We start from the raw sequence: 26,605 nt of genomic DNA, 5'->3' as shown, positions 1-26,605 counted from the left end.
CGCAGCCCAGATGCAGCGTGTTCGTTCATCTCACGCTCGCTCCTTCAACCGCTTTCCAATGACCCAAGCTCCCGATACCGCTGCCAAGCCCGGGCTAAAGAACTCAGGGAATGAAATCCCCGAGGAAGCGGGGCTTACGGCGAAACTTGCCAACAGTCGTTGGGGGCTAAGCGCGCTATCTGCCGTCGAATCGACGGTGCTTCCCATACCGATGGAGGCGGTGGCGATTCCGCTGATGATCGGCCACCCGGTCCGAGCCTTGCGCATCGCACTTTTCATGTGGCTCGGCTGCCTCGTCGGAGCTGTAGCATTTTACGTCCTGGGCTATACGGTTGCCGACACATTGGTTCGGCCAGCTCTGGATGAGCTTGGACTTCTGGCCGATTTTGAAGCCGTGACATCCGATCTGAGCGACGCCGGTCTGTTTTGGAAGGTGTTCATCGTTTCGGTGACGCCGGTGCCTCTCCAATTGGCAACCTTGGGTGCGGGCGCCGTACAAGGATCGTTTGTGACCTTTCTTGCGGCAGTCGCCGCTTCGCGTGCCCTTCGCTATTTCGGTCTTGCGGTCGCCACGCAGTTCATCGGGCGCAGGCTTGACCGGTTAGCCATCCCCAAGCGCTATCTGATGGCCGCAACATTAGGGGTCCTTCTCGCGGGCTGGCTCCTTACACAGCTTCTCGGCGGATAAGCTGCAGACCGAAATATGGCTGTCACAAAACTACGGCATGCGAGGCGGTATCAAACGCCCAAGCTCGTATGCCGTAAGGAGACTGCCCATGTTAAACCGCCTACTCATAGGCTCCGCTGCCCTCGTCGTCAGCCTGTCACCCGGGTTTGCGCAGGACCGTAACTTCAACCGTATCGCGTCTTTTCCCGTGCATCTGAACGCCCCAGACGCCGAAGAATCATCGGCTGAAATCATCTCGGCAACTTCCGACGGGATGACACTGGTCTATACCGATGGCCCGGCAAGCGTGGTCGGGTTGATCGACATCACCGACCCCGGGAACCCTGCCCCAGCCGGCGCATTCGAACTGGAGGGTGAGCCCACTTCGGTCTCGGTGGTCGGGACCACGGCGTTTATCGGCGAGAACACCTCTGCGAGCTTCACCGACCCATCCGGCGTTCTGCACGCGCTGGACGTGGAAAGCCGCACCGTGTTGGCCAGCTGCGATCTTGGCGGCCAGCCCGACAGCGTTGCGGCGTCGCCCGACGGGAGCTTCGTGGCGGTCGCAATTGAAAACGAACGCGACGAAGACCTTGGCGATGGCCGGGTCGGCCAGATGCCGGCGGGTTTCCTGACCATAACGCAGATCGTTGATGGCAGCCTCGATTGCGGGTCGACCATGCAGGTCGATCTCGCGGGCCTCGCAGACGTTGCGCCGGACGACCCCGAACCGGAATATGTCTCGATCAACGGCGAAGGCGAGATCGTCGTCAGCCTTCAGGAAAACAATCATATGGTGATTGTTTCGTCTGTCGGCGACGTGCTCAGCCACTTCTCGGCGGGCGACGTTACCCTCGACGGCGTCGATACAGAGGAAGAGGGCGCCCTGCTCTTCTCCGACACGATCACCGTCCCACGCGAGCCCGACACCGTTACGTGGATCGACGACACCCATTTCGCGACCGCCAATGAAGGAGACATGGATGGCGGATCGCGCGGCTGGACCATTTTCTCGCAGGATGGCGACGTCATCTATGAGAGCGGGACCGACTTCGAGTACGCGATCATCGAAATCGGCCACTATCCCGAACAGCGCTCCGGCAACAAGGGCGTTGAGCCCGAGAGCGTGACCTTCGATACCTTCGGCGACACGCCTTACGTCTTTGTCGGATCTGAACGCGGCTCGGTTGTCGGCGTCTACAACGTCACTGACCCGGCCAATCCCGTGCTGAAGCAGCTCCTGCCATCGGGCATCGGGCCGGAAGGCTACGTCACCATCCCCGCGCGCAATCTGCTGGTTTCGGCCAATGAAGTGGACGATGAGGGTCCGCGGGCACACGTCATGTTGTTCGAATATCAGGACGCGGCGGCCACCTACCCTCACCTGACCAGCGCAGGTATTGAGGACCTCATAGGATGGGGCGCAATCTCCGGCCAGGTGATGGCGGATGATGGCACCATCTTTGCCGTCTCTGACAGCTTCTATGGTCTGCAGCCGCGTATCTTCCACATCGACCCGAGCGAGACCCCCGCACGGATCGTGCGCGCCATCGATGTCACACGGGAAGGCCGCCCGGCGCAGCTTCTCGACATGGAAGGCATCGCGCTCGACGGCGAAGGAGGCTTCTGGATCGCCTCCGAAGGTCGAACGGATCGGCTGATACCCCACGCGATCTATCATGTCGGCGCGGACGGCGAGATCGAGGACTTCATCAGCTTGCCGCCGGAGCTTTTGGCCGTCGAGCGCCGCTTCGGCTTCGAAGGCATCACCCGCGTGGAAAACGTCCTGTACATCGCCGTGCAGCGCGAATGGCGCGACGACCCCGATGGCCATGCCAAGGTGCTCAGCTACGATCTTGAAGCCGAGGAATGGGGCGTCATCCATTACCCGCTGACGGCCCCGGAGCAAGGATGGGTCGGCCTGTCGGAAATCGTCGCCCATGACGGCTTCGTCTACTTCATCGAACGCGATAATCAGCTCGATGATCGCGCGGTCACCAAGCAGATCACACGTGTGCCGCTCGACGCTATGGCCGACATGGTCGCTCTGGGCGACACGCCGGCGGTTCTTGAGCCGGAGCTCATCGTCGATCTCCTTCCCTATCTGACGTCCACTGGAGGCTACGTTCTCGACAAGGTCGAAGGCCTCGCCATCGCCGAAGACGGCACGATGTGGGTCTCCACCGATAATGACGGCGTCGACGACCATTCCGGCGAGACCATGTTCTTCGCGATTACGCCACAGATGTAGCGCCAATCCATCCGCTGCAATCCAGCCCCCGCCGGACCAACCGTTCGGCGGGGGCTTTACGTTCTGCGCAGCTTGCGAAACCATACCCTCAAAAACAATGGGGGAGGGTTTCATGCGGCGGAAGGTTGTTTCGGCGGATGATGCGGCAGCGCTTATCAACGATGGCGACACGCTGACCACGTCTGGCTTTGTCGGCATCGGCGTGCCCGACGAATTGCTCGCAGCCATAGCCCGCCGCTTTGATGAGACCAGCCACCCGCGGGACCTTTCGCTTGTCTTTGCCGCCGGTCAGGGCGACGGCCAGGATCGCGGTCTCAACCGACTCGGTGCGCCGGGCCTTCTCAAGCGCGTGGTCGGCGGTCACTGGGGCCTAATCCCAAGGGTCGCCAAGTTGGCCATGAGCGGCGACATCGAAGGCTGGAACCTCCCTCAGGGTTGCATCAGTCAACTCTACCGCGACGCCGCAGCAGGCAAGCCCGGTATGCTAACAAAGGTTGGTCTCGACACCTTCGTCGACCCCAAAAATGGCGGTGGCGCAATCAATGACCGCTCCACCGAGCCGCAGGTTGAGCGGATGACAATCGGCGGTGAAGACTATCTGTTTTATCCTGCGCCCAAGATGACGGTGGCATTGCTGCGCGGGACCACCGCTGACGAGGCAGGCAACATCACCATGGAGCGTGAGGCGCTGATCATCGACAACCTCGCGCAGGCCATGGCCGTTCGAAATGCCGGCGGCGTCGTGATCGTTCAGGTCGAACGTCTGGCGCGCAGCCGCACCCTCCCTGCCCGCGAGGTCCAAATCCCCGGCGTCCTGGTCGACGCGGTCGTGGTGGCCCCGCCAGAAACGCACATGCAAACCTACAAAACGCAGTTCAGCCAGGCCTTCACCAATCGGATCCGGCCGCCACAGGGCGCAATCCCGCCCATGGCGCTCGACGCGCGCAAGATCATCGCGCGGCGCTGCGCCTTTGAATTGCCGATGAACGGCGTCATCAATCTCGGCATCGGCATGCCCGAGGGCGTCGCAGCAGTTGCCGCCGAAGAGGGCCTGCTTGATCATGTGACCCTGACAGCGGAACCGGGCGTCGTCGGCGGACAGCCCGCATCGGGTCTCGACTTCGGCGCGGCAGTCGATACGGACGCTGTGATCCCGCAGAACAATCTGTTCGACTTCTACGACGGTGGCGGTCTCGACATGGCGTGCCTCGGCCTCGCTCAAGCCGACCGCGTCGGCAACGTCAATGTTTCGCGCTTCGGACCGAAGCTTGCGGGCGCGGGCGGCTTCATCAACATCTCGCAGAACGCGCAGGCGCTCGTCTTCGCTGGCACATTTACAACGCGTGGGCTTTCGGTGGATGTGACCGATGGCCAGCTGGCCATTCGGTCTGAAGGGCAGTCGCGGAAATTCCTTGCCGATGTCGAGCAGATCACCTTTTCCGGCATACGCGCCGCGCGGCTTGGCCAGCCGGTCCTGTACGTCACCGAGCGCTGCGTACTCGAGTTGACGCCTGACGGTCTCAAGCTCGTGGAAGTCGCACCAGGCATAAGCATCGAGCGCGAGATCCTGCCATTAATGGGCTTTGAGCCCATCCTCGGTGAGGTCACAGAAATGGATCCCCGGCTGTTTGTGGAAGGTCCGATGGATATCCGCCGCGAGCTCCTCCATCTCGATCTGCCCGAACGCATCGCCCTTGATCCGGAACGCAAGCGCCTGTTCATCAACTTTGAAAAGATGCGCCTGCGCACGCATGACGAGATAAGCCTTATCCGAGATCAGGTCGAAGCCGTTTGCGCCCCGCTCGACACCCGGGTTGATGTGATCGTCAATTATGACGGCTTCTTTCTCGACGATGATATCGCTGGCGATTACGCCGCGATGGTCGCCGATCTCGAAGCGCGATACTACGGAACGGTCACCCGCTATTCAGGCTCCGCTTTCATGCGCCTGAAACTCGGCGAGACGCTTGTCGGTGCCGCGCCGCATATCTACGAGAGCAAGCAGGCTGCACAGGCCTTTCTCGATGCTCGGGAGAGCTCCTCGGGGTGAGACGCGCGGTCCGTGCTTAGCCGCCTTGCATGACCAGCCGGGTTTCCGGAAAGGCGGCATGCCAGCCGAACCAGAAAGCGCGATGGGCCGGAAGGCGCGGCAGCTGTCGTCCATCCTGGGAGGTCAGCGCGTCTTCGGTCATGGTCCACGCGACGCCTTCAGCATCGGTCAAGCCAGAGTCCTGGTCGTAGTCCGCAAACGTCACGCCCATTGGGTCGTAGACCCGGTTGGCACCGCTTGCATCGGTGAGGACGAGCACATCCTGAAAACCGACCGTGTCGGTGTAGATCGGCATGGCGTCGAGAAAGGCGGTATCGATCGCGACTTGATCTTCAGGTGCACCGGCGAAGCGCAGCCCGAGCACCTCTTGCTTGTTGGCCAAGGTTTCGTCGACATCGAACGGGGTGTTGAACATAAGCTCGTCGGTCGCGAAGTAGCGACGATAGGCAACGCCCTCGCCATAATCGCGTCTATGGCCGGTGTTGAGCGACAGCACCGTTGTATCGGGGTGACGCCGCTTCCACTCGCCCCATGTCGTTGTGATGACAGGCTCAAACTCCATGGCGATCCCCTGATCGACGAGCGGCCCCACGACGGGCTCGCCACGCATGGTGCTCCAAAGCGATTGGGTGGCCAGATCGTACATCAGCTTGTTCGATCGATAGAGAAACCCTGACGTGCCCATCTGGTGGTTCACGCCATCGACCTCAGTGCGGAACGGGATCACCGTGCCACACAGCGTGCAATAGACGCCGGCGATCTCGACGCCACCAATGGTGTCCACGAACATCTCGTGCCAGGCAAGGATGCGTTTGGGATAGGCGCGCGCATCGCCGTTTATCTCAAGACCGAAGATGATGTTGCTGTCATCAAGATACTCCGCTTCATCGGCGGCAATCATATCGGGCTGACGCAAGGGGGGGATACCGTCCTGCACCACGCCGCCCCAGCGAATCTCATCCAGCCGAATGCGCGCCGATTGAGTCCGCCCGGCAAAGTAGGTTTCAAAGTTCGGATGGATGAACTGGTAGATGACAGCTTTGAAGTCGGCATAGTCCGAGGTGATCGCCTCGGGCTGGTTCCATAACCATTGGAACCAGGCCTGAAAATCGTTGCCGTGGGTTTCCCCGGTCTTCTCCTCTAGAAAAGCAAAAATGGCCGCGCTCGCGTTAGCATTGCTCGTGAATCCGGTGATCTCGATCAATGGCGCATAATACCCGTCGCTCCACTGGTCATCGAGCGCGTCCAGCACGGTCTGCAACTGGGCAGGGTTACGAGCGCGAAACAGCGTGAAAAGCGACGAAAGCGGCAGTTCCGCTTCAACCACATTCGGTCCGGCAGCGGAGGCTTGTTGCGTGGTCTGCGCAAGGGCCGGCGTGCTGTCCAACGGCAGGAGGGCCAACGGCAAGGCAAGCATCAATGCCAATCGGCGCGCAGTGAAGGACGATCGGGTAGACGCACTTTTGCGGCGCATGGCAAGGCTCCAAAATCCGTTTAGCTGCCTCGAGGCTAGAGCGCGCGTATACGCCTCACAAATCGCGTTTGCTCACGATCGTGTGTTCAATGCTTCAGCTACAAGCGGGTTCGATCCCGACTAAAATAGCCATCCGGGGTCAAACAAGCGGTGCATATCATGCTTGGGCAGAACGCAGTCTATGCTGGCCGGCAACGCGTCCTCGTCGATCTCTTCAACATAGTCCGAGACGATGGCCACGCGCGCGTCACCTAGCCGGTCTGCAATCTTAGCCACCGTCTCGCGTGCCCGGCCATCACCAATCCGATTGTCAACGATGACAAGATCAAAGCTGTGCTCCCCGAGCAGCCGGTAGGCCGCCGAGACATCGCCAATACCATGCACCGTGGTGGACCTACCTAATGCGCGCTGCGCGATCAGCTTCACCAGCAGGCGATCGTCCGCGTCATCATCAATGTACAGAATTGAACGGCTGACCGATGGTTTCTCATCAGTGGTTTCCGGGAATGAAAACATGCCGTGTTCCTCGTTCGCGCGCGCAGCGCAATGCCGGTCGACCGGCTGGGCATTGTTATGCTGCGGGGCACCATGAAGCCGGAGCGATGTCGCCTCGGCAACCGTGCGACTACCTAGCTTTGTGTCCCATGGGAGCAAAAATCGCAGTGGCTTGATGCTGGTTTCGCCGACGATCTTCCCGGAGATCTGAGATCGACGACCAGGCTGCGCAGCTACGCCCGCGGCGCCTTGTCGCTGTCCGAAGCCCTTAAGTCTCAACCTGAGCATAACTATATGACCGATAAGCCTGACGTGTTCAGATTTTCTGTTTTCAATCGTCCAAGAAAGGGTTCGAACTCCGATGTTTTCGCGCAAGGCCAACATTCCCGACCGCGTTGTCGAGCACCACACACCGCAAAGCTTGAGCGACCGGTTCGCCTACCGGCTGGTCAAGTTCATGCGCGTCTTCGCCGACGCTTTTTTCCGTAAGCGCTACGGCCACCGCGCTGTTGTTCTGGAAACCGTTGCAGCCGTGCCAGGCATGGTTGGCGGGATGCTGCAACATCTACGATCCATCCGCCACATTCGCGATGACGAGGGTTGGATCGCCGAGCTTCTCGACGAAGCGGAAAATGAGCGCATGCATCTGATGACCTTCATCAACATCGCGCAGCCATCGGTTTTCGAGCGGTTCCTGATCCTGATCGCCCAGGGCGTATTCTTTAATCTCTACTTTTTGCTCTACCTGTTCGCACCAAAGACGGCGCACAGAGTGGTTGCCTATCTCGAGGAAGAGGCCGTGGTGAGTTACACCCAGTATCTGGCGGCAATCGATGCAGGGCTTCTCGAAAACGTGCCTGCGCCGCAGATCGCCATCGATTACTGGAAGCTTGAGCCGGACGCGCGGCTGCGCGATGTGGTGGTTGTGGTGCGCGAGGATGAAGCGGGGCACCGCGATCGCAACCATGGTTTCGCCGACGCGCTTGACCACGGCACAGGCACCCCTGCCAAGCCCAAGGACGAAGCACCGGCTGGACTGCCAAAAGGAGCCTGAGGCGGAAATCCAACAGCTTGAGTGCTTTGGGAAGCCTACTCCGGCGCGCCATCCAACATGGCGGGCCGGGGTTATCGTTCACATAACAGCTTGGGCCGTTTGCATGTGGTCGTAAACAACACCAGCAATGATGGTGATGATGAAAAGCTCAACGGTCAGCAGCAGATATTCGAAATCCATGGCGCAATCCTTTCGCGTGGCTTCGGTCGGTTTGGCCTCCAAAACGATTGCCGTCTTATTGCGACTTTCGTCTAAAATTAGGGCATGCAATCGGTGGGCCAAGCCCTCTCCACTTTGACGCGGTCAGGCGATCGGAAGACGGCGGGCTTAAGGACGTCGTGCGCCACGGTGTCGACCGGTCCGAAGCAAGCGCGCAGCACGAAAACAGCGAAACGGCTCGCTCCGTTCCACTTGATAGCATTGAGAGACTGACGGGGTGCCGTGGGGCATCGCGTTTGAAGTCTAATGTAGCTGTGCGGTGCCGATCCACGATCGAGCTGGTGGCGCGGGGATCGAAATCCCCGGTCCGGTCAGCTCATGCACCCCGTGCGAAGCGTTCTTTGGCTTATACGAAGGGGCTTGGGCAGCCGACCCACCCGGGCCATGAGCGTCACCTCTCGCGGAGGGCGCGACGCAAAAGGGCGGTCTTTCATCCGACCCTCGAGCGCTAGCCTGATTGATGGTCCAATCGGACCCTTCGATTTCACCCCCACCCCCTTGCGATTGCGCCGGGCTGGTCAGCATCGGCACAACGGAACTGGCGTTCGGCGGCGTGACCCGCTCAAGAGGATAGGCGCTTCGCCCCTCCGCCAGCCCGGATCACGACCCCGAGCGCCTCGTCAGATAATCGGCGAAAGGCGTTGCGGATGATGGATGCGATATCTGAGACGGGGATTAGTGCCGACTTGTCCCCGCAGGCGAACGCCATCGGGGAGGCGATCTACCCGCAGCAGCTGCAGGTCTTGGATGCCTTGGGCGCCAGAGGCTCAAGATCAAAGTCGACCGGGTCCGCCTCACCGGTCAGCACGGGAACGGGAACCTGCAGCACATTTGAGAAGTTACTGAGGAGCGCCTGGCTGAGCAGCGGGCTGCAGGACCCTTCGATCTTCGCAATCTGCCGCTCGGATATGCCCGACAGTTTCGCAAGTTTCGGACGGCCGATCTTGCGGGCACGACGGATCGACTTGAGCTGAGCCCCGTCGATCGCGATGCCTTCGACCGGCTGGCCGTCGTGCGCAAGCGCGTCCATTATTGCGGGCAGCGGCAGCTTGGGCCGCATGCACAGTCGTCCCCGCAGGTGCACGCCTCGCCGCAGCAGCACTGGCCGTCTTTGGGCTCGCTCTTGGCGCATGTGCACGTCGGCGTGCAGGCATCACAGCCGCACTGATCACGATCGGTCATGATAAGATCCTCAATGGTTTCATTCACTTGATACTACCCGTCCGGGCTGAAGACAAGGTGAAGCCTCGGGCGAGAAACCGCTTGGTTCCGGACAGAACTGCACGGGAAAAAGCGCCGATTTTATCCTCGCCGGGGCTACTGCGGGCCAGGATCAGCGGTGCGCGAACCCCAAAAGGAACAGCTTGACGCTGCGGCTTCATCGAACGTCTAACCCAAAACCCGGCGGATACGATCCATTAACCAACGCTGTGACACGATTCCATCAATCCGAGCCAAGGACTGGCACGGTTGATGCAGTGCAACATGCAATAAGCCTCGCCGTTGCGAAGCGGCTGGCAAGCAAAGGGTCTGGCGACGCCGGAAAACAGGACATTGCAACTGTGAAACCCAAAAGGGCGGATCAGCGAAATACGAACGCCGGGCATTGCCTACTTCGTAAGCATGCCTAAGTTTTGGGCATATAGTTCGCGTTATCCAAAGCAGGCTCAGCCCTGAGGCTGGTCTGTTGATCCGGTCGGCAGGGCAACCCCTCCTCTCCCCTGGCGACACCTTGATGGAGAAGCAACCCATGCAGTTCCCCCTTGCTAACAATGCTCGTTTCGTCAAAGCGTCCGTTTTCGGTGCAGCTTGCGCCGCGCTTGTCTGTGGCGCGGCCCTCACGTTGGCGCCCAAGCCCGCGCACGCGCTGTCCGCGCTCACCTGCGGTCCGCAATTCAGCACCGTTGCCGACGTCCGCGCGGGAATTCCCGACACCGCGCCAGCCATGATCGACCTCAATCCGCTTGAGACCGATCGCTACCTCGACCAGCTGGGCCATGGCCGACCGGACAATTCACTGGGCAAAAGCTCGGTCATCGTGGTTGTGCCCAACCGTGGCGCCCTTTTGGGCATGCGCGAAGGGCCAAACATGTGTTCGCCATTCCTGCGCGTCACCCAAGGCGACCACCGCGACGCGATCGACGCGATCAGAGGGACGGCGATTTAGGCGGCTGTAGCCTGATCGCAGACCAACAAATAGCAGTCGCAAGCCCCGAGACAGTGCGCCGACACGCATAACTCGGGGCTGCGCGCGAACGCTGCCCTTGATAGACGCACAGTTTGCGCGTACATGGTCCCTATCGACACTTGATGATTGTTACGGTCTTGGTCGCCCCTTCATCGGTGGACGCACACTTCCCTCACAAAAATTGACGACTCGACGACGCGAACCTAGCGGGCATTCGGCACGCGGGTCGCCAATTTGCATGCCAGATTCTCTGAGGGATCAGCAGCATGTCTACTGATAAGGACTATCACCATGACCACGGGTACCGTGAAATTCTACAACGATCAAAAAGGCTTCGGGTTCATCGAGCCAACGGATGGCGGCAAAGACGTGTTCGTTCACGCCACCGCGCTTGAGCGCGCCGGGATGGGGCCGCTGCACGATGGCCAGAAGGTTGAATTTGAAACCGAAACCGATCAGCGCTCCGGCAAGACGGCCGTGAGCGTGATTAAAGCTGCCTAACAATCAAAGTCGCACGTTGAGCGAGCCTCGCGAGCGAAGCGCAAGACTTTGATCGAAAGAGTGCAAGTCGCACGTTGAGCGAGCCTCGCGAGCGAAGCGCAAGACTTTGATCGAAAGAGTGCAAGTCGCACGTTGAGCGAGCTAGCACCGGTTGCACGTTGAAGGCGACAGCCTGAAGCGCAAGACTTTGATCAAGCGAATGCGGCGCGGCCCAGGGAAACCCAGCCGCGCGGTTCTTGTTTGGGTAACCCCAAGCCCCGGAGCGCAAAGCGTATCCGGGGCCTCGATGATCATCTGGCGCGAGGCCCCGGCTCAAGGCCGGGGCTTGATTGGTAGTTGATGAAGCGCACCATGGCCCCCGATCGTCACCCTCGGGGATGTCCCGAGGGACCATACTATCTTGGCCACCATCACCACAGCGGCAAACACCGCAGTGATCCCCGCCACAAGGGCGAGGATGACGGCATGTGGTTTGGCTGGCACTGTGGCTAAACCTGCAAGCCGACCATGATCTGCGCGCCGCGCAACGGGATTAGCATTGGAAGGCGACGGAGAAGCGGATCAAGGCGATGAAGCTGGTGGCTTAATGCCCTCTTAACGCCGCCTTAACCCCCTGTTAAGCAGCATGGACTCGAGACGAGCGTTTTGAAGCAGGGGCTATTCATGAGCATCGTATACACGATTGGCTACGAAGGTACTGATATTGAACGATTTATCCGATCGCTTAAACTGGTTGGAATAAAACGTTTGGCGGATGTGCGAGCTGTGCCTATCTCCCGGAAGAAGGGCTTCTCCAAAAACAAGTTGCGCGAGCGACTTGAAATGGAGGGAATTGAATATGTTCACTTGTCTAGCCTTGGCGACCCAAAGCCCGGCCGAGAAGCCGCTAAGCGTGGCGACTACGCTCTGTTTGAAGAAATATACGGCGCCCACATTCAAACCATAGAGGCACAAGAGGAACTCGATGAGCTCCGGGGACAGGTGGCTACGGACCCCACTTGCCTGTTGTGCTTTGAGCGGGAAGCTCGATACTGTCATAGATCAATAGTTGCAGATCATTTAGTTGCAACCGGCGATCTGCAGATACTAAACCTCTACGGTGACGATCCGGATTGCTATGTCCGTAACGCTTCAAGAATGCCAAGTTTTCATCCTCGTGAAAGCGCTGCCGCAGCGTAGCAAAGCACACGGTGAGACAGTCTGCTGTGCTGGAATAACAGCGTACGGCGAGTTCAAGCGGCTCTTCCCAGTTCGCTATCGGCAACTATCAGGAGACCAAGCTTTCCAGAGGTGGGACTCGGTAAATTTCAAATATCGCCTTCCAACTCGAGATAAACGCCCTGAAAGCTGTCATGTCATGGAGGAAACGATTGAAGTTGTCGGTCGTATGCCCGACCGAGACAAATCCGCATTTTTGGATCAATACATATCAACATCGATTGCTGAGGCCGCGAAAGCCGGGCGCTCTCTCGCGCTGATTAAGCCTTCAGAAACACATTTTAGCTGGAGGGCGAAGTCTGCAGAGCGCGTCGCAAAGGAAAGGGCGCGGTTTACGGAAGCGGCCAAACACAAGGGCTTCTTTGACGCAGACCTGGCAGCAATTGAGCCAACTCCTTATGAGTTCCGATTCAGATTCACAGACGATAGCGGACCACACGACTTTGCCAACGCCGATTGGGAAGCGCATGCCATGTTTTACAATCATCTGAGGCGAACAGGATCGCACGAGGCGACCCTTCAGTGGATGGAAGAAAAATTCAACGGTGAGTACGCACAGAAAGGGATGCTTTTCTGTGTTGGAAACGTGGCCAGTCGCCCAAATACCTGGCAGCTACTTGGCGTTCTTAGAGTAGATCAACCGGCACAGCCGGGGCTAGTCTTCAATTGACGTCCTAAGCCCGGCTTGCCGTGCAGAAGGCGCGTGAGTCCACGGCCGGGTCAAGCCCGGCCATGACGTTGGGGTTTGTGGCAGCCTAAGCCGCCAGCTCTCCATTATCGTTGCCGGAGCCTTCACTCCCGCTGTCCGGCGCCCGGACCACGGCGAAGATCAGCCGGTCGGCGCCGTTCTCGAACTTGCCCCCAGTCACGCGCACCAGGTCGCCATCCTTGACGTCGCCGGCGAGGATCTTCTCGGCGAGCGGGTCCTGGACTTCCTTCTGGATCACGCGCTTAAGGGGCCGCGCGCCATAAGCCGGGTCATACCCCTTGTCGGCGAGCCATTCGCGGGCTGACGGGTCGAGATCGACCGTGATCTTGCGATCCTCCAGAAGCGCGTGCAGCCGGGCCAGCTGGATGTCGACAATCGCGCCCATCTCGGTGCGCTTGAGACGCTCGAACAGAACAACCTCGTCGATCCGGTTGAGGAACTCGGGCCGGAAATGCCCACGCACCATCTCCATCACGTTCGAGCGCACGCTCTCAAAGTCTTCCTCATCCTTGGCGGCGACGAGATACTCCGCGCCGAGGTTCGAGGTCATGATGATGAGCGTGTTCTTGAAATCAACCGTGCGGCCCTGACCATCGGTCAGCCGGCCATCGTCGAGCACCTGCAGGAGCACGTTGAACACGTCCGGGTGGGCCTTTTCGACCTCATCGAACAAGAGCACCTGATAGGGCCTGCGGCGAACGGATTCGGTCAGCACGCCGCCCTCATCGTAACCGACGTAGCCCGGAGGCGCGCCGATCAGCCGGGCGACCGCGTGCTTCTCCATGAACTCCGACATGTCGAGCCGCACCATCGCGTGCTCATCGTCGAACAGGAAGGTCGCCAGCGCCTTGGTCAGCTCCGTCTTGCCGACACCGGTCGGCCCGAGGAACAGGAACGAGCCAAGCGGCCGGTTCGGGTCCTGCAGGCCAGCGCGGGCGCGGCGCACGGCGGTCGACACCGCATGCACGGCCTCCGCCTGCCCCACCACGCGGCGGGCGATCTCGTCCTCCATGCGCAAGAGCTTGTCGCGCTCACCTTCGAGCATCTTATCGACGGGCACGCCGGTCCAGCGACTGACCACATGGGCGATCATGTCGGGCGTCACGGCCTCTTCGACCATATCGTCTTGCTCGCCAGCGAGTTCCGCAGCTTCGAGCTTCTTCTCAAGGTCCGGAATGCGGCCATAAGCCAGCTCGCCGGCCTTCGCCAGATCACCCTCGCGCTGGGCACGCTCAAGCTCGGTGCGGGCCGCGTCGAGCTGCTCCTTGAAGGCCTGCGCCCCGGCCAGCTTGTCCTTTTCGGCCTGCCAGCGGGCGGTCATCTCGGCGGACTTCTGCTCAAGCTCCGAAAGTTCGCCTTCGAGCTTGTCGAGGCGGTCCTTGGAGGCCTGATCGGTTTCTTTCTTGAGAGCTTCGCGCTCAATCTTCAACTGAATGACCCGCCGGTCAAGCTCGTCCAGTTCTTCGGGCTTGGAATCCACCTGCATCCTCAAACGCGACGACGCCTCGTCCACAAGGTCAATCGCCTTGTCGGGCAGGAACCGGTCGGTGATGTAGCGGTTCGACAGGGTCGCCGCCGACACGAGCGCCGAGTCGAGCACGCGCACGCCGTGGTGCAGCTCGTACTTCTCCTTCAGCCCGCGCAGGATCGACACGGTGTCGCTGACCGTGGGCTCCGATACCATCACCGGTTGGAACCGGCGGGCGAGCGCGGCGTCTTTTTCGACATGCTTGCGGTACTCATCGAGCGTTGTCGCGCCGACACAGTGGAGCTCGCCGCGCGCAAGGGCGGGCTTGAGGAGGTTCGAGGCGTCCATCGCGCCATCGGCCTTGCCCGCGCCCACGAGCGTGTGCATTTCGTCGATGAACAGGATGATGCCGCCCGCCGCCGTTTCGATCTCGGAGAGGACGGCCTTAAGTCGCTCCTCGAACTCACCACGAAACTTCGCGCCCGCGATCAACGAGCCCATGTCGAGCGCCATCAGCTGTTTGTCGCGAAGGCTTTCAGGCACATCGCCATTGACGATCCGCAGGGCAAGCCCCTCGGCGATGGCAGTCTTGCCGACGCCTGGCTCACCGATGAGCACGGGGTTGTTTTTGGTGCGCCGCGAAAGAACCTGGATCGTCCGACGGATTTCCTCGTCGCGCCCGATAACCGGGTCAAGTTTACCTTCGCGCGCCACTTCTGTGAGGTCGCGGGCGTACTTCTTGAGCGCGTCATAGCCTTCTTCGGCGGTGGCCGAGTTAGCTGCCCTGCCCTGACGAATGTCTTCGATGGCACTGTTGAGGGCCTGCGGGGTCACCCCACCGGCTTTCAGCGCTTTGCCAGCATCGCTCTTGGCATCCAGCGCCAGCGCGAGCAGCAGCCGCTCGACCGTCACATAGCTGTCGCCCGCCTTCTGCGCGGCCTGATCGGCGGCTTCAAACACCCGCGCCATGGCCGGGTCCATGTACAGTTGGCCGTTGCCCCCCTCGACGGAGGGTTGGCCAGCGAGCGTCTGCGCGTTCTGCTGGCGCACAACATCGGGCTTGCCACCCGCGGCCTCGATCAGCCGCGACGCGAAGCCTTCCTTGTCATCGAGAAGCGCTTTCAAAAGGTGGTCCGGCACAAAGCGCTGATGACCCTTGGCCAGAGCGCCCGTCTGCGCGGCCTGCAGGAAGCCTTTGGCGCGCTCGGTATAATTGTCCAAATTCATATCCATCCTCCATGGAAGCCGCCCTGCGCCCCAGAAAATGGATCTCACGCCCGAACGGTTCAATCAACAAAGGGCCAGACCCAATGTGGCGTCTGGTGTCACGGGCCGGACCCGCAGTGCAGCATCCGGCGTCGCGGAGGATATGGGGATGGAAGAAAGCGGTTTGAAGGGGCGCGGGGACCTGCAGCAGGACCCGATGCGTGCTCAGTTCCGCGCCCCGATGCTCAGGCTGCCTGGTCTGTCCGACGCCACACAGCAAACGGGTCGGGCAAGTCCGGGTAGGCATCCGGACCCGGCGCAAGCTCCTGCGGGACAAGGCAGGCGTTTAGGCGCGCCTTAAGGTGAGGCCAATCAATTCCCGAACCGATGAAGACAAGCTCTTGTCGGCGATCGCCCCAAGGCTCCTGCCAGCGCTCTGCCAGATAGGTACGAGCACTTTCGTGATCGGGCCAGCGCTCTTTCGGAACGGCAGCCCACCATGTGCCAAGCTTCTGCACCGAAGCCAGCGATCCCGCTAGCGAATACTCCGCGACGGTCTCCGGCTGCGTGGCTATCCAAAAATGGCCCTTGGCGCGGATAACGCCCGGCATCGGGCTGTTCAGCAGGGCATGGATCGCTGAGGGGTCAAACGGTCGGCGAGCCCGATACACGTAAGAGACGACACCGTACTCCTCGGTCTCCGGCGTATGGTCAGCGAAGCCATAGAGTTCTTTAGTCCACATCGGATGTTCATGGGCCGCTTCGAAGTCAAACAGACCGGTATCGAGTACGTCGCTCGCATCAACAACCGAGTGGTTCGTTTCAATGATCTTTGCGTCAGCGTTCAAGCTGCGAATGATCTTCCGCGCGGCGTCGGTCCGGTCCGGCCCCGCGTCGGCCGTTTTGTTCAGGACAACCACATCAGCGAACTCGATTTGGTCGGTCAGGAGATGAACCAGCGTTCTATCGTCCTCGTCGCCAAGCGTTTCGCCACGATCGTGCAAGAAATCCTTGCTCGAATAGTCGGCCAGCAAGTTCACCGCGTCCACGACTGTTACCATGGTATCGAGCCGGGCAACGTCCGATAGGCTGTCACCGGCCTCATCGCGAAAATCAAAGGTAGCAGCCACAGGCAGAGGTTCTGAAATCCCGGTGGATTCGATCAACAGATAGTCGAACCGGCCCTCACCGGCCAAGCGGCGAACTTCGGCCAGAAGATCGTCACGTAGCGTGCAGCAGATGCAACCATTGGACATTTCCACCAGCGTTTCGTCTGTGCGCGACAATTCCGTGTCGGCACGGACGAGGTCGGCGTCGATGTTGACCTCGGACATATCGTTGACGATCACCGCGACGCGCCGACCGTCGCGATTGTTGAGAATACGATTGAGCAACGTGGTTTTCCCGGCGCCCAAAAAGCCGGACAAAACGGTTACTGGCAGGCGTGCGTCTGACATTGTGTGAAATCCCGATTACGATGTCCCGAATGTTATATTATAACATTGTCTATCGATCGAGCGAAGAGCATGCAAGTGTCGAGACGCGCTGATTAACGGGTTGCGCGCACGATTTTGTAGTTGAAGTCGGCGTGCCCGACGGCGCCATACATACGCAGCCAGAAGTTCATCATGCCCTCCGTGCCCCGCGCCGCCTCGATGGGGCCCAGATCAACCGGATCGGTCCAGCCGAAGCTCTTGAGCAGTTCAACCACTGTCTGCTTGGCACCCGCATCGTTGCCGCACAGGAAAACGTCGTGCTCACCGGGAATGCGGCTCGGGTCGACCATGACATCGCAATTCATTGTGTTGAGCGCCTTCACGACATGTGCGCGCGGCAGCGCGGCTTGCAGTTGCTCACCTAGCGAACTCGTGTTCGACAGCTTGTCCATCAGAGTGGGTGGAAACCCATCAGACATGTCCAGCGGGTTGGTGACGTCCAAGACGACCTTTCCCGCGAGATTGTTCTCGCCAGCCATCCTCGCAGCGTCCAGCGTCGCCGATCCAAGGGTGGCAATGATGACAAGATCGCCAAACCGACCCGCATCTTCGAAACTGCCTGCCGAGGCGTTGTTCTTCTCCGCCCAGGTCTGCGCCTTTTCATTGTCGCGATTGCGGGCAGCCATCATCACCTGATGGCCCAATGCGGAAAGTTTGGTTGCCAGGGCATGTCCCACCATGCCCATCCCCAAGACCGAAATTTTCATTGCGTTTCTCCGTAAGGTTCACGTCAGCGCCGAAATCATATCTGGCGAACCCAATGTCCGCCGGTAACGTCCTGGAACGCCCACGGCGGAAGACATCAAAGAGGACTATGACCGGCAAGCGCACCATCTTGAGGGTATTGGATGCTTGACCCAACTGCCGTCTCAGCCAATCGGCCCCGCGAAGACCTCCGCCTGGTGGCGGGTGAAGCCCAGTGAGCGGTAAAAGCCTTGTGCCTCGGGGCTGTCGATATCGGTGGCAAGCCAGATGCTGTCACAACCGCAGTCACGACCCCAATCCGCCGCCGCACGGAACAGCGCTTGCGCAATCCCCTGGCGCTTGAAGGCCGGGGATACGCCAAGATTATGGATGTAGAGTTGTGGCGGCATGTCGGCCTGAAACTGGGCCATGCACAAAAGCTGACCGATCACATTGTCCCCTCCGAGCGCAACAAACAGGGCGTGGCCGGGCATCAATGCCAGCTTTTCAAGGTGCTCTTTCGTTGGCTCAGCGTCGAAGACGTCATCGGCCACCGGGGGAAAGTCGGCAGCAAGCTCAGGGGTCAGTCGTTCGATGCGGGCGCTGGTCATTCCCGCATGGGTAGCGAGCTTTGCGCATGAAGGCTAGCCATGGAACCGAACGCGCCGAACCAAGGCCGGCATCGACCAGCCTTGGCCGGGAGGAATGATGGGGCCGTCTCCGGCTAGATCAGGAACCCGTCTTCCCAGGACGAGGTATCAAAGCCGTGGTCGTCCAGCGGCGATTGGACATCCATCTGCATCGAATACCCGTCGCTTGGTCCCCCGGAGGACCCGGCGTCACTATCCATTTCATCGATGGGCGTTTCGCCTCCGATGAACTCGAAAATGTCGTTCTCCATGGGAGGGGGCTCGGGTTGCGGATTAAAACCCCGCTTTTGAAGATCGGTTTCTTCACCGATTGGATCTTTCGCGGGTGGCTCCGGCTGGGGGTTGAAACCGCGCTTCTCAAGCTCTGAACCCACGTCCGAGTTGGGGCCTTTGGCTTCGGGATTGGAGTGCGGGTTGTACCCGTTGTTGATGTGAAAGGGCCTGAAATGGGGCATCTGTCAGCTCCTCATCGAGGTGGAGCGGCGGGACCGCCGTTCCCATGCGTCCAGATTGCGCCCGTTCCCTCAATGGAACTGTGACAATGGTCACGTCATGGCTGGTGATTGACCGTGAGCAACAGCGAGCGCCCTACGCCGGCTTCCATTTGAAGCTGGCTTTCACCACCCCATGATCGGTGGTGCCGCTCTGCTTGTGGTCGTCATAGTTGAGGTGATCATTGTCGATGATCATCTCGTCAAACGCCCACAGGCGCCGCCGCGAGTTGTCGTAGAACTGCTCGGAGAAAAGGATGTGGTCGAGGCTCTCCCGCTCCTTCTTGTAAACGTGGGTGTAGTAGACGTCGCGCGTCGACCGGTACTCTTGCAGGATCTGCGCGGTGTAAAGCGCGTTGTCGCCACCCCCCTGTGACAGCGGGGCGAGATAGCTGGGCTGCTCGGACAGGATGTTCAGCGTGTTGGACAGCTTGCCGTCATTGATGTCACCCATCACCACCACCGGCTCATCGGTTTTCTTGGTGATCTTCGTAACCGCAACGCGCAGCGCCGTCGCCTCCGCCGTCCGGCGGATGGTGGAGATGGCATACCCCAACGCTGCCGTATGCGGGCCGTGGATCTCCTTGTCGTACCAGTCGCGCTCACGCCACACGTCGGCGGGGCGCCGGGACTTCAGATGGCACACGAAGACGTGGATCACGGGCGTCCGCGGGTCGGGCTGAACCTTCAGGTACAAAACGGGCCGCGAGAAGGACGTCAGCGTGACCGTGATGGTCTCGGTCTGGGGGTCCTCCCCCGTTGATTGCAGGACGGTTTCCTTGGGGAATTCGACCAGCCACTGCGGATCATCGACCAGCATCTCGCTACGTACCGCGCCAGCGCAAACGATACGCTTTCCCGTGTGGTCCGGCGGCACAAGCGGTGTGTAGGCGCCCGTCATATCCGCCGCTTCGAGCACATCGTCCAGAGCCTTCGCCGCCCATAGTTCCTGAAACCCGAAGACGTCGGCCTGCATCCTATTCAGGGTGGACCCCGCCCATGCGACCTTCCGGGCGTAGATATCAGCGTCCCAGCCATCGCGGTCGCGATAGACCGGTTCGCCCGGCAGCTGCAGGTTATACAGGTTGAAACTGGTGAACGAGATATCCCGCTTGCCCATGGCTGCGCCCCCGGCGTCGCTTGTGGCCCCAAAATCTACCTAGCCGGTTTACCGACGCGCCACGCCGGTGTCGAGCAAGTGCGCCCCAACAAGCTGATATTCGACCCGGTATCGGGTTGGCTGCTAATCGACGCCCAAACCCCCGATAAGCCGATTCCGCGCGCCGATTGGGGCGATCTCAACATTTCGCGTCGGCGCTACGACTGAGCCGCCTGCCGCCGGCGACCCCAGAGGTGCGCAAGAAAAACAAGCGCTCCAAGAGCGATCAAAATAATGCCAAAGACCTGGTAGCCGGGCCCGTAACCGATCCGCCCCATTATGGGCTGGCTGACAACCGGCGACAGAAAATGGCCCGAAAAAAGCGCAGAAGATGCCAGCCCAACTGCTTGACCGCGCAGTCCATCGGGAACGACGGAGGTCATCCAGTTTGCACCGTGCGGGAACATCAGCCCGATCGAAGCGCCGCCGAGAACAAGGATCGGGAGGACCATCAGATAGCTTGTCGCGTGGGCGAGCAGAATGTTGGTCAGGCCCAACAGGGCGTAAACCAGCGCGACCAAGCCGAAATCGCCGAGCCTCTCCCGGAACTGCCGGTAAAGGATGCCGGTAACGGCCGTTGTCCCCGACGCGCAGCCAATGGCAAGTCCTACAGCTGGGCCACTGACATCGAATCGCTCGCCGAGAAAGAATGGAAGCTGCACCGGCCAAAGATAGAACGCGATCTGTGCGATCAGGACGAACCCCATGATCATCAGGACAGTGCCCACCGGCCAGCGATCCTTCGGAGCATCGGGCTGTCGGCTCGCCCGGTCTCGCGTCTCGTCCACGAACAATAAAATGAGGACGAACACGGCGAGCGACGCGACATAGATACCAAACGGTGCCCGCCAGCCCAGCTCTGCGAGCCAGCCTCCCAACAGGAGGAACACCACCCCGCCGGCGCCCATAAAAGCCGATTGACGTCCCAACATCTTCGCGCGCTCGGGCCCGGCGTAGAGATCCGCGAAAAGGGTGGTGGCAGCCGTCAGATTGCAGGCTACGGATAGTCCCAGTGCTGCGCGGCCGATGAGAAGGCCGGTCAGACTATCCAAATAAAGCCCGCTCGTCCCCGCGATGGCGTAAAGGATCATGCCGAACAGCAGAAGCGGTTTTCGGCCGATCTTATCGACCAGCAGCCCCGCAATCGGCGAGCCGATGACGGTGAAGATGGCTGTCACCGTGAGCACGAGCCGAGTCAGCAGTTCGACGCCAGCAGTGTCCGCAAACGCCGCCTCGATCTGCGGCAGCGCCGGCGCAATCGTCGCTCCAGCCATCACGGTCAGGGCGGATGCAAGCAACAACGCAAGAACGGTTGCAAAACGGGGGGCCGGGCGCACCGGCGTCAGGCTGGCGGGGTCACCAGCTGGTACAGCATCGGACAAAGCAAAGCTCTGGTGAAGCAGGCGGCACGCTCAAGTCGAGCGCCGCGACACAACAAAGCTTAGCGCCGAAGATGCTCTTGTCCAGATCAGACCGGACGGGCGGCCATCACCATGTAATTGACATCAAGATCGTTGGGCGCGGCCTTCCAGCGGTCTTCAAGCGGATTGTAGGCGACGCCGCAGCGGTCTGTTACCGCCATACCCGTTGGGGCAAAGGCCGATGTGAGCTCATCCGGGGTCACCAACTTATCGTAGTGATGCGTGCCGATAGGCAGCCACCGCAACAACCGCTCCGCGCCTATTATGGCCATGAAAAACGCTTTAGCCGTCCGGTTGATGGTGGCAACGAACATCAGACCGCCCGGTTTCACCATCGCTGCGCAATCGGCGATGAAGTTGGGAACATTTGCGACGTGCTCGACGACCTCCATGGCAAGCACCACATCGAACGTCTCTCCGTCGTTGCGAATGGCCTCGGCCGTCGTCGCGCGATAATCGATTTCAAGGCCCTGCTCATCTGCGTGGACCCGGGCCGTTGCAATGTTTTCTGCGGAAGCATCGACGCCCATCGTCTGCGCTCCAAGCCTCGCCATGGGTTCGGTCAACAGCCCACCCCCACAACCGATATCGAGGAAGCGCAAACCCTCGAACGGTCGAGTGACCTTGTCATCACGATCGAAATGTTCGGCCACCCTCGCCCGGACATAGGCAAGTCGGACAGGATTGAAGGCATGCAGGACGCCAAACTTGCCTTTCGGGTCCCACCATTCGGCAGCGAGCGCCGAAAAACGCGCCACCTCATCAGGATCGATCGACGTCGTCCCATCCCTGTGTTCTGCAGTGCGTACCACTTCGCGCCTTTCTACATCCGACCAGCGAGCGCGCCGAGCAAGTGTCGTCTTGATCGCGCCTAACCAAAAACGCCGAGCACGATGACCATAACAATTGTGTAGGCCATCAACGCCCCAACAATCAGGGCGAACTGACTGTTCCTGCTGAGCGTTTCTTTTGCGGCTTCCTGTGTGCGGTACAACAGGTCGGGCCAGGAATAGGACACGAAGTCGCCCTGGGTCATGACGGCGAGAACCTTGTTGTCTTCGCTGACAATCGGCAGGCGCCGAAACCGCTCGTTGGACATGACGCGCAGCCAGTCCCGATAATCATCGTCAACTTTGGCGGTGCGCAGCTCCGACGTCATGATATCCGAGAGCTTTGTCGACGTGGCGTCACGGTTCTGATTCACAAGCTTCTTCATCACGTCGCGCTCGGTCACCACGCCAACGAGACGACTTTCATCGTCAACCACCATCACCGACCCGAAGTTCTTTTCTGACATCGCGGCGACAGCCTCCGCGACGGTCGTTTCGCCGGTAAAACTCAACGGCTTCGGTTTGGAGGTGAACTCCGGACGATCTTGAATGCGCATCCCTTATCTCCCGATTCTTGATACAGCGCTTGGGTAGCCTAGGCCCGATTACTCCTAACTGTGGCGCACCACGGTGAAGGCAACAAGGTCAGATACTATGGTTTAACGAAGCGGGACCGGCCATGGACACGTGGACACTTTGCCGGTACCACGCGCCGTCATTTCCTCCGCATCATCCGGAATTCTGTCCAACTATGGCCCGTTTGGTCCTCAAATTTGGCGGCACATCGGTGGCCGATCTCGACCGCATCCAAACGGTTGCGCGCCACGTGAAACGGGAAGTCGAGGCTGGCCATGAAGTAGCGGTCGTCGTCTCGGCCATGGCCGGCAAGACCAATGAGTTGGTCGGTTGGGTTCGCGACATGCCCAAGGTCGCCGGTTCGAACCTGCCGGTCTATGACGCAAGGGAATATGATGCGGTCGTCGCATCCGGTGAGCAGGTGACCTCAGGGCTTCTTGCCATCGCCTTGCAATCGATGGGCATCGACGCCCGCTCATGGCATGGCTGGCAAATTCCGTTGCGGACCGATGGAACGCACGGCGCCGCGCGAATTGAGACGATTGATTCTACGAAGCTCATTGAGCGCGTTGCCGGTGGTCAGGTCGCCGTGATCGCGGGCTTCCAGGGTATTTCGCCAGAAGGGCGCATTGCGACGCTGGGGCGCGGCGGTTCTGACACCTCTGCCGTGGCCATCGCAGCCGCCGTCAATGCAGACCGCTGCGATATCTACACCGATGTGGACGGCGTTTACACCACCGACCCGCGCGTCGCGTCCAAAGCGCAACGACTTGGACGGATCGCGTTTGAAGAGATGCTCGAAATGGCGTCGCTTGGCGCAAAGGTTTTACAGGTTCGCTCGGTGGAACTGGCCATGGTGCACGACGTGCCGGTCTTTGTTCGGTCGTCATTTGACGATCCTGATGACCCTGCCTTGCGCACCGATACGCCAATCGGCACCTTGATCTGTCACGAGGAGGATATTGTGGAACAGCAGACCGTCACGGGCATTGCGTTCTCGCGCGATGAAGCTCAGATATCCTTGCGCCGCGTCAAGGACCGGCCCGGCGTGGCTGCAAGTGTTTTTGGTCCCCTCGCCGCTGCAGGCATCAATGTTGATATGATCGTCCAGATCATCTCAGCAGATGGCGCAACGACGGACATCACCTTCACCTTGCCCGAAGCCGACTATGACAAGGCAATCGATATCTTGCACGACCCCAGTGTCGGGATTGAGTACGATAAAGTCGAGGGATCGAAGGACGTCGTCAAAGTGTCGGTAATCGGTATCGGTATGCGCAGCCATGCCGGTGTCGCAGCCGATGCGTTCCGGGCGCTTTCGGAACGTAACATCAACATTCGCGCCATCACGACGTCAGAAATAAAAATTTCCGTCCTTATTGATGCTGCTTACACCGAACTTGCTGTTCGGACGCTGCATTCGCTATATGGTCTTGATGCAGCTTAGCTTTCCGGCGACCATACGTATCGGTCAAAGCTGACCAACTTACGACGAGGTTCGAGGTCACCATGCCCACCCGCAGCGCATTGGCGGGGCCACGTGTCCTGCTCAGGCGCTTGCGCGAGGTCATGGCGGAGCGCATCAGTGGACAGGAACGGCTCGACAGAATAACGGTGCTGATCGCCTCCAACATGGTGGCCGAGGTTTGCTCGTTTTACCTGTTGCGAGCTGACGGCGTTCTGGAGCTGTCGGCGACCGAAGGTCTCAACAAACAGGCGGTTCATAAAGCGTCCCTGCGACTGGGCGAAGGGCTTGTGGGCGTCATCGCCGCCAGCGCTGAGCCGCTCAATCTCGCCGACGCGCAAAAGCACCCAAGCTTCACCCTCCTGCCGGAGACCGACGAGGAAGCCTATCGATCCTTTTTGGGGGTGCCGATCCTTCGCGCGGGGCGCGTTGTGGGTGTGTTGACCGTGCAGAACATGGCGCGGCGCAGCTACACCGACGAGGAAGTTGAAGCGCTGCAAACAGTCGCCATGGTCATCGCCGAAATGATAGGCGCGGGCGAGCTGCAGGGGCTTTCGCGCAACGGGCCAGACGCCGAGAGCGCGCGCCAGTTTTCGCTCGACGGAGAGGGCTTCAGCGAAGGCATCGGACTTGGGCACGTGGTGATGCACGAGCCGCGACTGGTCGTCACCAACATGATTGCTGAGAGCATCGATGGGGAGATCGAACGGCTCGACAGCGCGCTCGCCCGGCTGCGGCTGTCGATCGATTCGATGGTGGAGAGCGGATCGGTCGCTCACCACGGGGAGCACCGCGATATACTCGAAGCCTACCGAATGTTCGCCCATGATCGCGGCTGGACGCGGCGGCTTCGCGAAGCGATCGAGTCCGGATTGACAGCCGAGGCCGCGGTGGAGCGCGTCCAGTCGGACACGCGCGCCAAGCTGTCCCGCCAGAAAGATCCGCTCATCCGCGAGCGGCTCAACGATTTTGATGATCTGGCCTACAGGCTGTTTCGCGAATTGTCCGGCGAAGACGCCCGATCGCCGGAAGCCGTTCCGGATGATGCCATCATTGTCGCGCGGATGATGGGGGCGGCGGAGCTGCTCGATTACGATCGAAGCCGACTACGCGGTCTGGTGATCGAGGAAGGGGGACCAACTAGCCATATCACAGTGATCGCACGCGCTATGGGCGTTCCGGTGGTTGGTCGGGTCACAGGTATTGTTGCTTTGGTCGAGCAAGGTGATCCGATCATCGTTGATGGTGAGGGTGGCTCGGTCCACATCAACCCGCCCAACAACATTCGGCAAGCCTTCGGCGAGAAGGTGCGCTTTCGGGCCCGGCGTCAGGCACAGTACAAGGCGCTGCGCGGCAAGCCGTGCCAAACCAACTGCGGCCAGCGCGTCACGCTCATGCACAATGCCGGTCTGTTGATGGACCTGCCCAGTCTTGAGGAAACGGGAGCCGAGGGCATAGGCCTGTTTCGGACCGAATTACAGTTCATGGTTGCGCGATCGCTGCCGCGCACCAAGGAGCAAGAGGCGCTCTATACGCGTGTGCTCGATGCTGCCGGGGAACGTCCCGTCACATTTCGCACCCTCGATATAGGAGGGGACAAGGTCTTGCCCTACATGCGCAGCCACAGCGAAGAGAACCCTGCGCTTGGGTGGCGCGCGGTCCGGCTGGGTCTCGACCGTCCCGGATTGATGCGCCTGCAGGTGCGAGCGCTGTTGATGGCAGCGGCCGGCCGATCGCTGCGCATTATGTTTCCCATGATCACCGACGTTGCGGAGCTCGACGCGGCCAAAGGGCTGGTCCGGCGCGAAATCGCCCACCTGTCCAAACATGGTTACGGCACACCGCGTGATCTCAAGATCGGATCGATGATTGAGGTCCCATCCTTGCTCTATCAACTCGACGCGCTGATGGCCCGCTGCGATTTTGTATCGGTCGGCTCAAACGATCTGCATCAGTTCATGACCGCGACGGATCGTGGAAACACACAGCTTTCAGGTCGCTTCGACCCTCTTTCGGCGAGTTTCTTACGACCCCTCAAGCAGATTGCGGAGGCGTCCCAAGCGAACGATTGCGAAGTGACAATCTGCGGAGAGATGGCCGGCAGGCCGGTGGAAGCGCTTGCGTTGCTTGGCCTGGGCTTCGAGCGCCTATCGATGGCCCCCGCCTCCGTTGGCCCGGTCAAAGCCATGGTACTTGATGTCGATCTTGAACCTTTGCAGGCGCTCGTAGGTGATTTCCTATCGGACCCGCTGGCCAGCGCATCATTGCGTGACCGTCTTGTTGCCTTCGCCCATGAGCATGCCATAAGCCTCTGACGCTCCACTTGCTTATTT

The 26,605-nt window shown here is 60.2% G+C and carries 22 protein-coding genes; 10 read left to right on the top strand and 12 right to left on the bottom strand.

Going from position 1 to position 26,605, the window contains the following annotated elements:
• Positions 1 to 58: 58 nt before the first annotated feature.
• The 3 genes from AAF739_10240 (at position 59) to AAF739_10230 (ending at position 4,968) form a co-directional block, all read left to right on the top strand.
• On the top strand, positions 59 to 688 hold the full coding sequence (locus AAF739_10240; GenBank protein MEM6383044.1) for a hypothetical protein: 630 nt from the start codon (positions 59 to 61) through the stop codon (positions 686 to 688).
• A gap of 88 nt (positions 689 to 776) precedes the next feature.
• The gene (locus AAF739_10235; GenBank protein ID MEM6383043.1) at positions 777 to 2,918 is read left to right on the top strand and encodes an esterase-like activity of phytase family protein; all 2,142 of its coding nucleotides are present in this window, start codon (positions 777 to 779) and stop codon (positions 2,916 to 2,918) included.
• A gap of 112 nt (positions 2,919 to 3,030) precedes the next feature.
• Positions 3,031 to 4,968, top strand: coding sequence for a CoA-transferase (locus tag AAF739_10230; protein MEM6383042.1), 1,938 nt, complete (start codon positions 3,031 to 3,033; stop codon positions 4,966 to 4,968).
• Between the two features lie 16 nt (positions 4,969 to 4,984).
• Here the strand turns inward: AAF739_10230 and AAF739_10225 are convergent, their stop codons facing one another.
• Both AAF739_10225 and AAF739_10220 read right to left on the bottom strand, forming a co-directional pair.
• Entirely contained in the window at positions 4,985 to 6,442 is a 1,458-nt protein-coding gene (locus tag AAF739_10225) for a DUF3179 domain-containing protein (protein ID MEM6383041.1), read from the bottom strand.
• Positions 6,443 to 6,562: 120 nt separating this feature from the next.
• Positions 6,563 to 6,958: a response regulator gene (locus tag AAF739_10220; protein MEM6383040.1), complete on the bottom strand. Its 396-nt coding sequence runs from the start codon at positions 6,956 to 6,958 to the stop codon at positions 6,563 to 6,565.
• Between the two features lie 340 nt (positions 6,959 to 7,298).
• Between AAF739_10220 and AAF739_10215 the strand changes: the two genes are divergently transcribed.
• Entirely contained in the window at positions 7,299 to 7,991 is a 693-nt protein-coding gene (locus AAF739_10215) for an alternative oxidase (GenBank protein ID MEM6383039.1), read from the top strand.
• Positions 7,992 to 8,931: 940 nt separating this feature from the next.
• On the opposite strand, the gene AAF739_10210 is transcribed toward AAF739_10215, so the two are convergent.
• Complete coding sequence (locus AAF739_10210; protein MEM6383038.1) at positions 8,932 to 9,270, bottom strand: helix-turn-helix transcriptional regulator; 339 nt, start codon at positions 9,268 to 9,270, stop codon at positions 8,932 to 8,934.
• 690 nt (positions 9,271 to 9,960) lie between these two features.
• Between AAF739_10210 and AAF739_10205 the strand changes: the two genes are divergently transcribed.
• From AAF739_10205 to AAF739_10190, 4 genes are all read left to right on the top strand, one after another.
• Positions 9,961 to 10,377 carry a hypothetical protein gene (locus AAF739_10205; protein ID MEM6383037.1) on the top strand — a complete coding sequence of 139 codons (417 nt, stop codon included), beginning with the start codon at positions 9,961 to 9,963 and terminating at the stop codon, positions 10,375 to 10,377.
• Positions 10,378 to 10,689: 312 nt separating this feature from the next.
• Positions 10,690 to 10,899 carry a cold-shock protein gene (locus AAF739_10200; GenBank protein MEM6383036.1) on the top strand — a complete coding sequence of 70 codons (210 nt, stop codon included), beginning with the start codon at positions 10,690 to 10,692 and terminating at the stop codon, positions 10,897 to 10,899.
• 663 nt (positions 10,900 to 11,562) lie between these two features.
• Positions 11,563 to 12,078 (top strand): DUF488 domain-containing protein, encoded by a 516-nt coding sequence (locus tag AAF739_10195; protein ID MEM6383035.1) that lies wholly within the window; start codon positions 11,563 to 11,565, stop codon positions 12,076 to 12,078.
• A 178-nt stretch (positions 12,079 to 12,256) separates the two neighbouring features.
• Positions 12,257 to 12,787 carry a hypothetical protein gene (locus AAF739_10190; protein MEM6383034.1) on the top strand — a complete coding sequence of 177 codons (531 nt, stop codon included), beginning with the start codon at positions 12,257 to 12,259 and terminating at the stop codon, positions 12,785 to 12,787.
• 85 nt (positions 12,788 to 12,872) lie between these two features.
• Here the strand turns inward: AAF739_10190 and clpB are convergent, their stop codons facing one another.
• The 9 genes from clpB to AAF739_10145 form a co-directional block, all read right to left on the bottom strand.
• Positions 12,873 to 15,521 (bottom strand): ATP-dependent chaperone ClpB, encoded by a 2,649-nt coding sequence (gene clpB / locus AAF739_10185; GenBank protein ID MEM6383033.1) that lies wholly within the window; start codon positions 15,519 to 15,521, stop codon positions 12,873 to 12,875.
• A 224-nt stretch (positions 15,522 to 15,745) separates the two neighbouring features.
• Positions 15,746 to 16,957, bottom strand: coding sequence for a GTP-binding protein (locus tag AAF739_10180; protein ID MEM6383032.1), 1,212 nt, complete (start codon positions 16,955 to 16,957; stop codon positions 15,746 to 15,748).
• A gap of 92 nt (positions 16,958 to 17,049) precedes the next feature.
• Positions 17,050 to 17,703 (bottom strand): NAD(P)-binding domain-containing protein, encoded by a 654-nt coding sequence (locus AAF739_10175; protein ID MEM6383031.1) that lies wholly within the window; start codon positions 17,701 to 17,703, stop codon positions 17,050 to 17,052.
• Between the two features lie 162 nt (positions 17,704 to 17,865).
• Entirely contained in the window at positions 17,866 to 18,291 is a 426-nt protein-coding gene (locus tag AAF739_10170; GenBank protein ID MEM6383030.1) for a GNAT family N-acetyltransferase, read from the bottom strand.
• A gap of 113 nt (positions 18,292 to 18,404) precedes the next feature.
• Positions 18,405 to 18,785: a hypothetical protein gene (locus tag AAF739_10165; protein ID MEM6383029.1), complete on the bottom strand. Its 381-nt coding sequence runs from the start codon at positions 18,783 to 18,785 to the stop codon at positions 18,405 to 18,407.
• Positions 18,786 to 18,918: 133 nt separating this feature from the next.
• Complete coding sequence (locus AAF739_10160; GenBank protein MEM6383028.1) at positions 18,919 to 19,941, bottom strand: endonuclease/exonuclease/phosphatase family protein; 1,023 nt, start codon at positions 19,939 to 19,941, stop codon at positions 18,919 to 18,921.
• A gap of 197 nt (positions 19,942 to 20,138) precedes the next feature.
• The gene (locus tag AAF739_10155; protein MEM6383027.1) at positions 20,139 to 21,362 is read right to left on the bottom strand and encodes an MFS transporter; all 1,224 of its coding nucleotides are present in this window, start codon (positions 21,360 to 21,362) and stop codon (positions 20,139 to 20,141) included.
• An 86-nt stretch (positions 21,363 to 21,448) separates the two neighbouring features.
• Entirely contained in the window at positions 21,449 to 22,213 is a 765-nt protein-coding gene (gene ubiG / locus AAF739_10150) for a bifunctional 2-polyprenyl-6-hydroxyphenol methylase/3-demethylubiquinol 3-O-methyltransferase UbiG (protein ID MEM6383026.1), read from the bottom strand.
• A gap of 59 nt (positions 22,214 to 22,272) precedes the next feature.
• Positions 22,273 to 22,788 carry a CBS domain-containing protein gene (locus AAF739_10145; GenBank protein MEM6383025.1) on the bottom strand — a complete coding sequence of 172 codons (516 nt, stop codon included), beginning with the start codon at positions 22,786 to 22,788 and terminating at the stop codon, positions 22,273 to 22,275.
• A gap of 194 nt (positions 22,789 to 22,982) precedes the next feature.
• On the opposite strand from AAF739_10145, the gene AAF739_10140 reads away from it, so the two are divergent.
• Together AAF739_10140 and ptsP are read left to right on the top strand one after the other, a co-directional pair.
• Positions 22,983 to 24,254 (top strand): aspartate kinase, encoded by a 1,272-nt coding sequence (locus AAF739_10140; GenBank protein MEM6383024.1) that lies wholly within the window; start codon positions 22,983 to 22,985, stop codon positions 24,252 to 24,254.
• A gap of 62 nt (positions 24,255 to 24,316) precedes the next feature.
• Positions 24,317 to 26,587, top strand: coding sequence for a phosphoenolpyruvate--protein phosphotransferase (ptsP, locus tag AAF739_10135; GenBank protein ID MEM6383023.1), 2,271 nt, complete (start codon positions 24,317 to 24,319; stop codon positions 26,585 to 26,587).
• The last annotated feature ends 18 nt before the right edge of the window (positions 26,588 to 26,605 follow it).

Source organism: Pseudomonadota bacterium, from assembly GCA_039024915.1.
In the GTDB taxonomy this organism is placed as follows: domain Bacteria; phylum Pseudomonadota; class Alphaproteobacteria; order Rhizobiales; family MH13; genus MH13.
The sequence above is the reverse complement of the archived record's forward strand: the minus strand, read 5'-3'. Positions and strand labels throughout refer to the sequence as shown.

Bases quoted from the DNA above. Each gene is read 5' to 3' on its own strand.
- AAF739_10235 (MEM6383043.1), top strand. From the start codon at position 777: ATGTTAAACCGCCTACTCATAGGCTCCGCTGCCCTCGTCGTCAGCCTG.
- AAF739_10240 (MEM6383044.1), top strand. From the start codon at position 59: ATGACCCAAGCTCCCGATACCGCTGCCAAGCCCGGGCTAAAGAACTCA.
- AAF739_10195 (MEM6383035.1), top strand. From the start codon at position 11,563: ATGAGCATCGTATACACGATTGGCTACGAAGGTACTGATATTGAACGA.
- AAF739_10175 (MEM6383031.1), bottom strand. From the start codon at position 17,703: ATGAAAATTTCGGTCTTGGGGATGGGCATGGTGGGACATGCCCTGGCA.
- AAF739_10230 (MEM6383042.1), top strand. From the start codon at position 3,031: ATGCGGCGGAAGGTTGTTTCGGCGGATGATGCGGCAGCGCTTATCAAC.
- AAF739_10200 (MEM6383036.1), top strand. From the start codon at position 10,690: ATGACCACGGGTACCGTGAAATTCTACAACGATCAAAAAGGCTTCGGG.
- AAF739_10210 (MEM6383038.1), bottom strand. From the start codon at position 9,270: ATGCGGCCCAAGCTGCCGCTGCCCGCAATAATGGACGCGCTTGCGCAC.
- AAF739_10160 (MEM6383028.1), bottom strand. From the start codon at position 19,941: ATGGGCAAGCGGGATATCTCGTTCACCAGTTTCAACCTGTATAACCTG.
- AAF739_10215 (MEM6383039.1), top strand. From the start codon at position 7,299: ATGTTTTCGCGCAAGGCCAACATTCCCGACCGCGTTGTCGAGCACCAC.
- AAF739_10205 (MEM6383037.1), top strand. From the start codon at position 9,961: ATGCAGTTCCCCCTTGCTAACAATGCTCGTTTCGTCAAAGCGTCCGTT.
- AAF739_10140 (MEM6383024.1), top strand. From the start codon at position 22,983: ATGGCCCGTTTGGTCCTCAAATTTGGCGGCACATCGGTGGCCGATCTC.
- AAF739_10225 (MEM6383041.1), bottom strand. From the start codon at position 6,442: ATGCGCCGCAAAAGTGCGTCTACCCGATCGTCCTTCACTGCGCGCCGA.
- clpB (MEM6383033.1), bottom strand. From the start codon at position 15,521: ATGAATTTGGACAATTATACCGAGCGCGCCAAAGGCTTCCTGCAGGCC.
- AAF739_10190 (MEM6383034.1), top strand. From the start codon at position 12,257: ATGGAGGAAACGATTGAAGTTGTCGGTCGTATGCCCGACCGAGACAAA.
- ptsP (MEM6383023.1), top strand. From the start codon at position 24,317: ATGCCCACCCGCAGCGCATTGGCGGGGCCACGTGTCCTGCTCAGGCGC.
- AAF739_10145 (MEM6383025.1), bottom strand. From the start codon at position 22,788: ATGCGCATTCAAGATCGTCCGGAGTTCACCTCCAAACCGAAGCCGTTG.
- AAF739_10180 (MEM6383032.1), bottom strand. From the start codon at position 16,957: ATGTCAGACGCACGCCTGCCAGTAACCGTTTTGTCCGGCTTTTTGGGC.
- AAF739_10165 (MEM6383029.1), bottom strand. From the start codon at position 18,785: ATGCCCCATTTCAGGCCCTTTCACATCAACAACGGGTACAACCCGCAC.
- AAF739_10220 (MEM6383040.1), bottom strand. From the start codon at position 6,958: ATGTTTTCATTCCCGGAAACCACTGATGAGAAACCATCGGTCAGCCGT.
- AAF739_10170 (MEM6383030.1), bottom strand. From the start codon at position 18,291: ATGACCAGCGCCCGCATCGAACGACTGACCCCTGAGCTTGCTGCCGAC.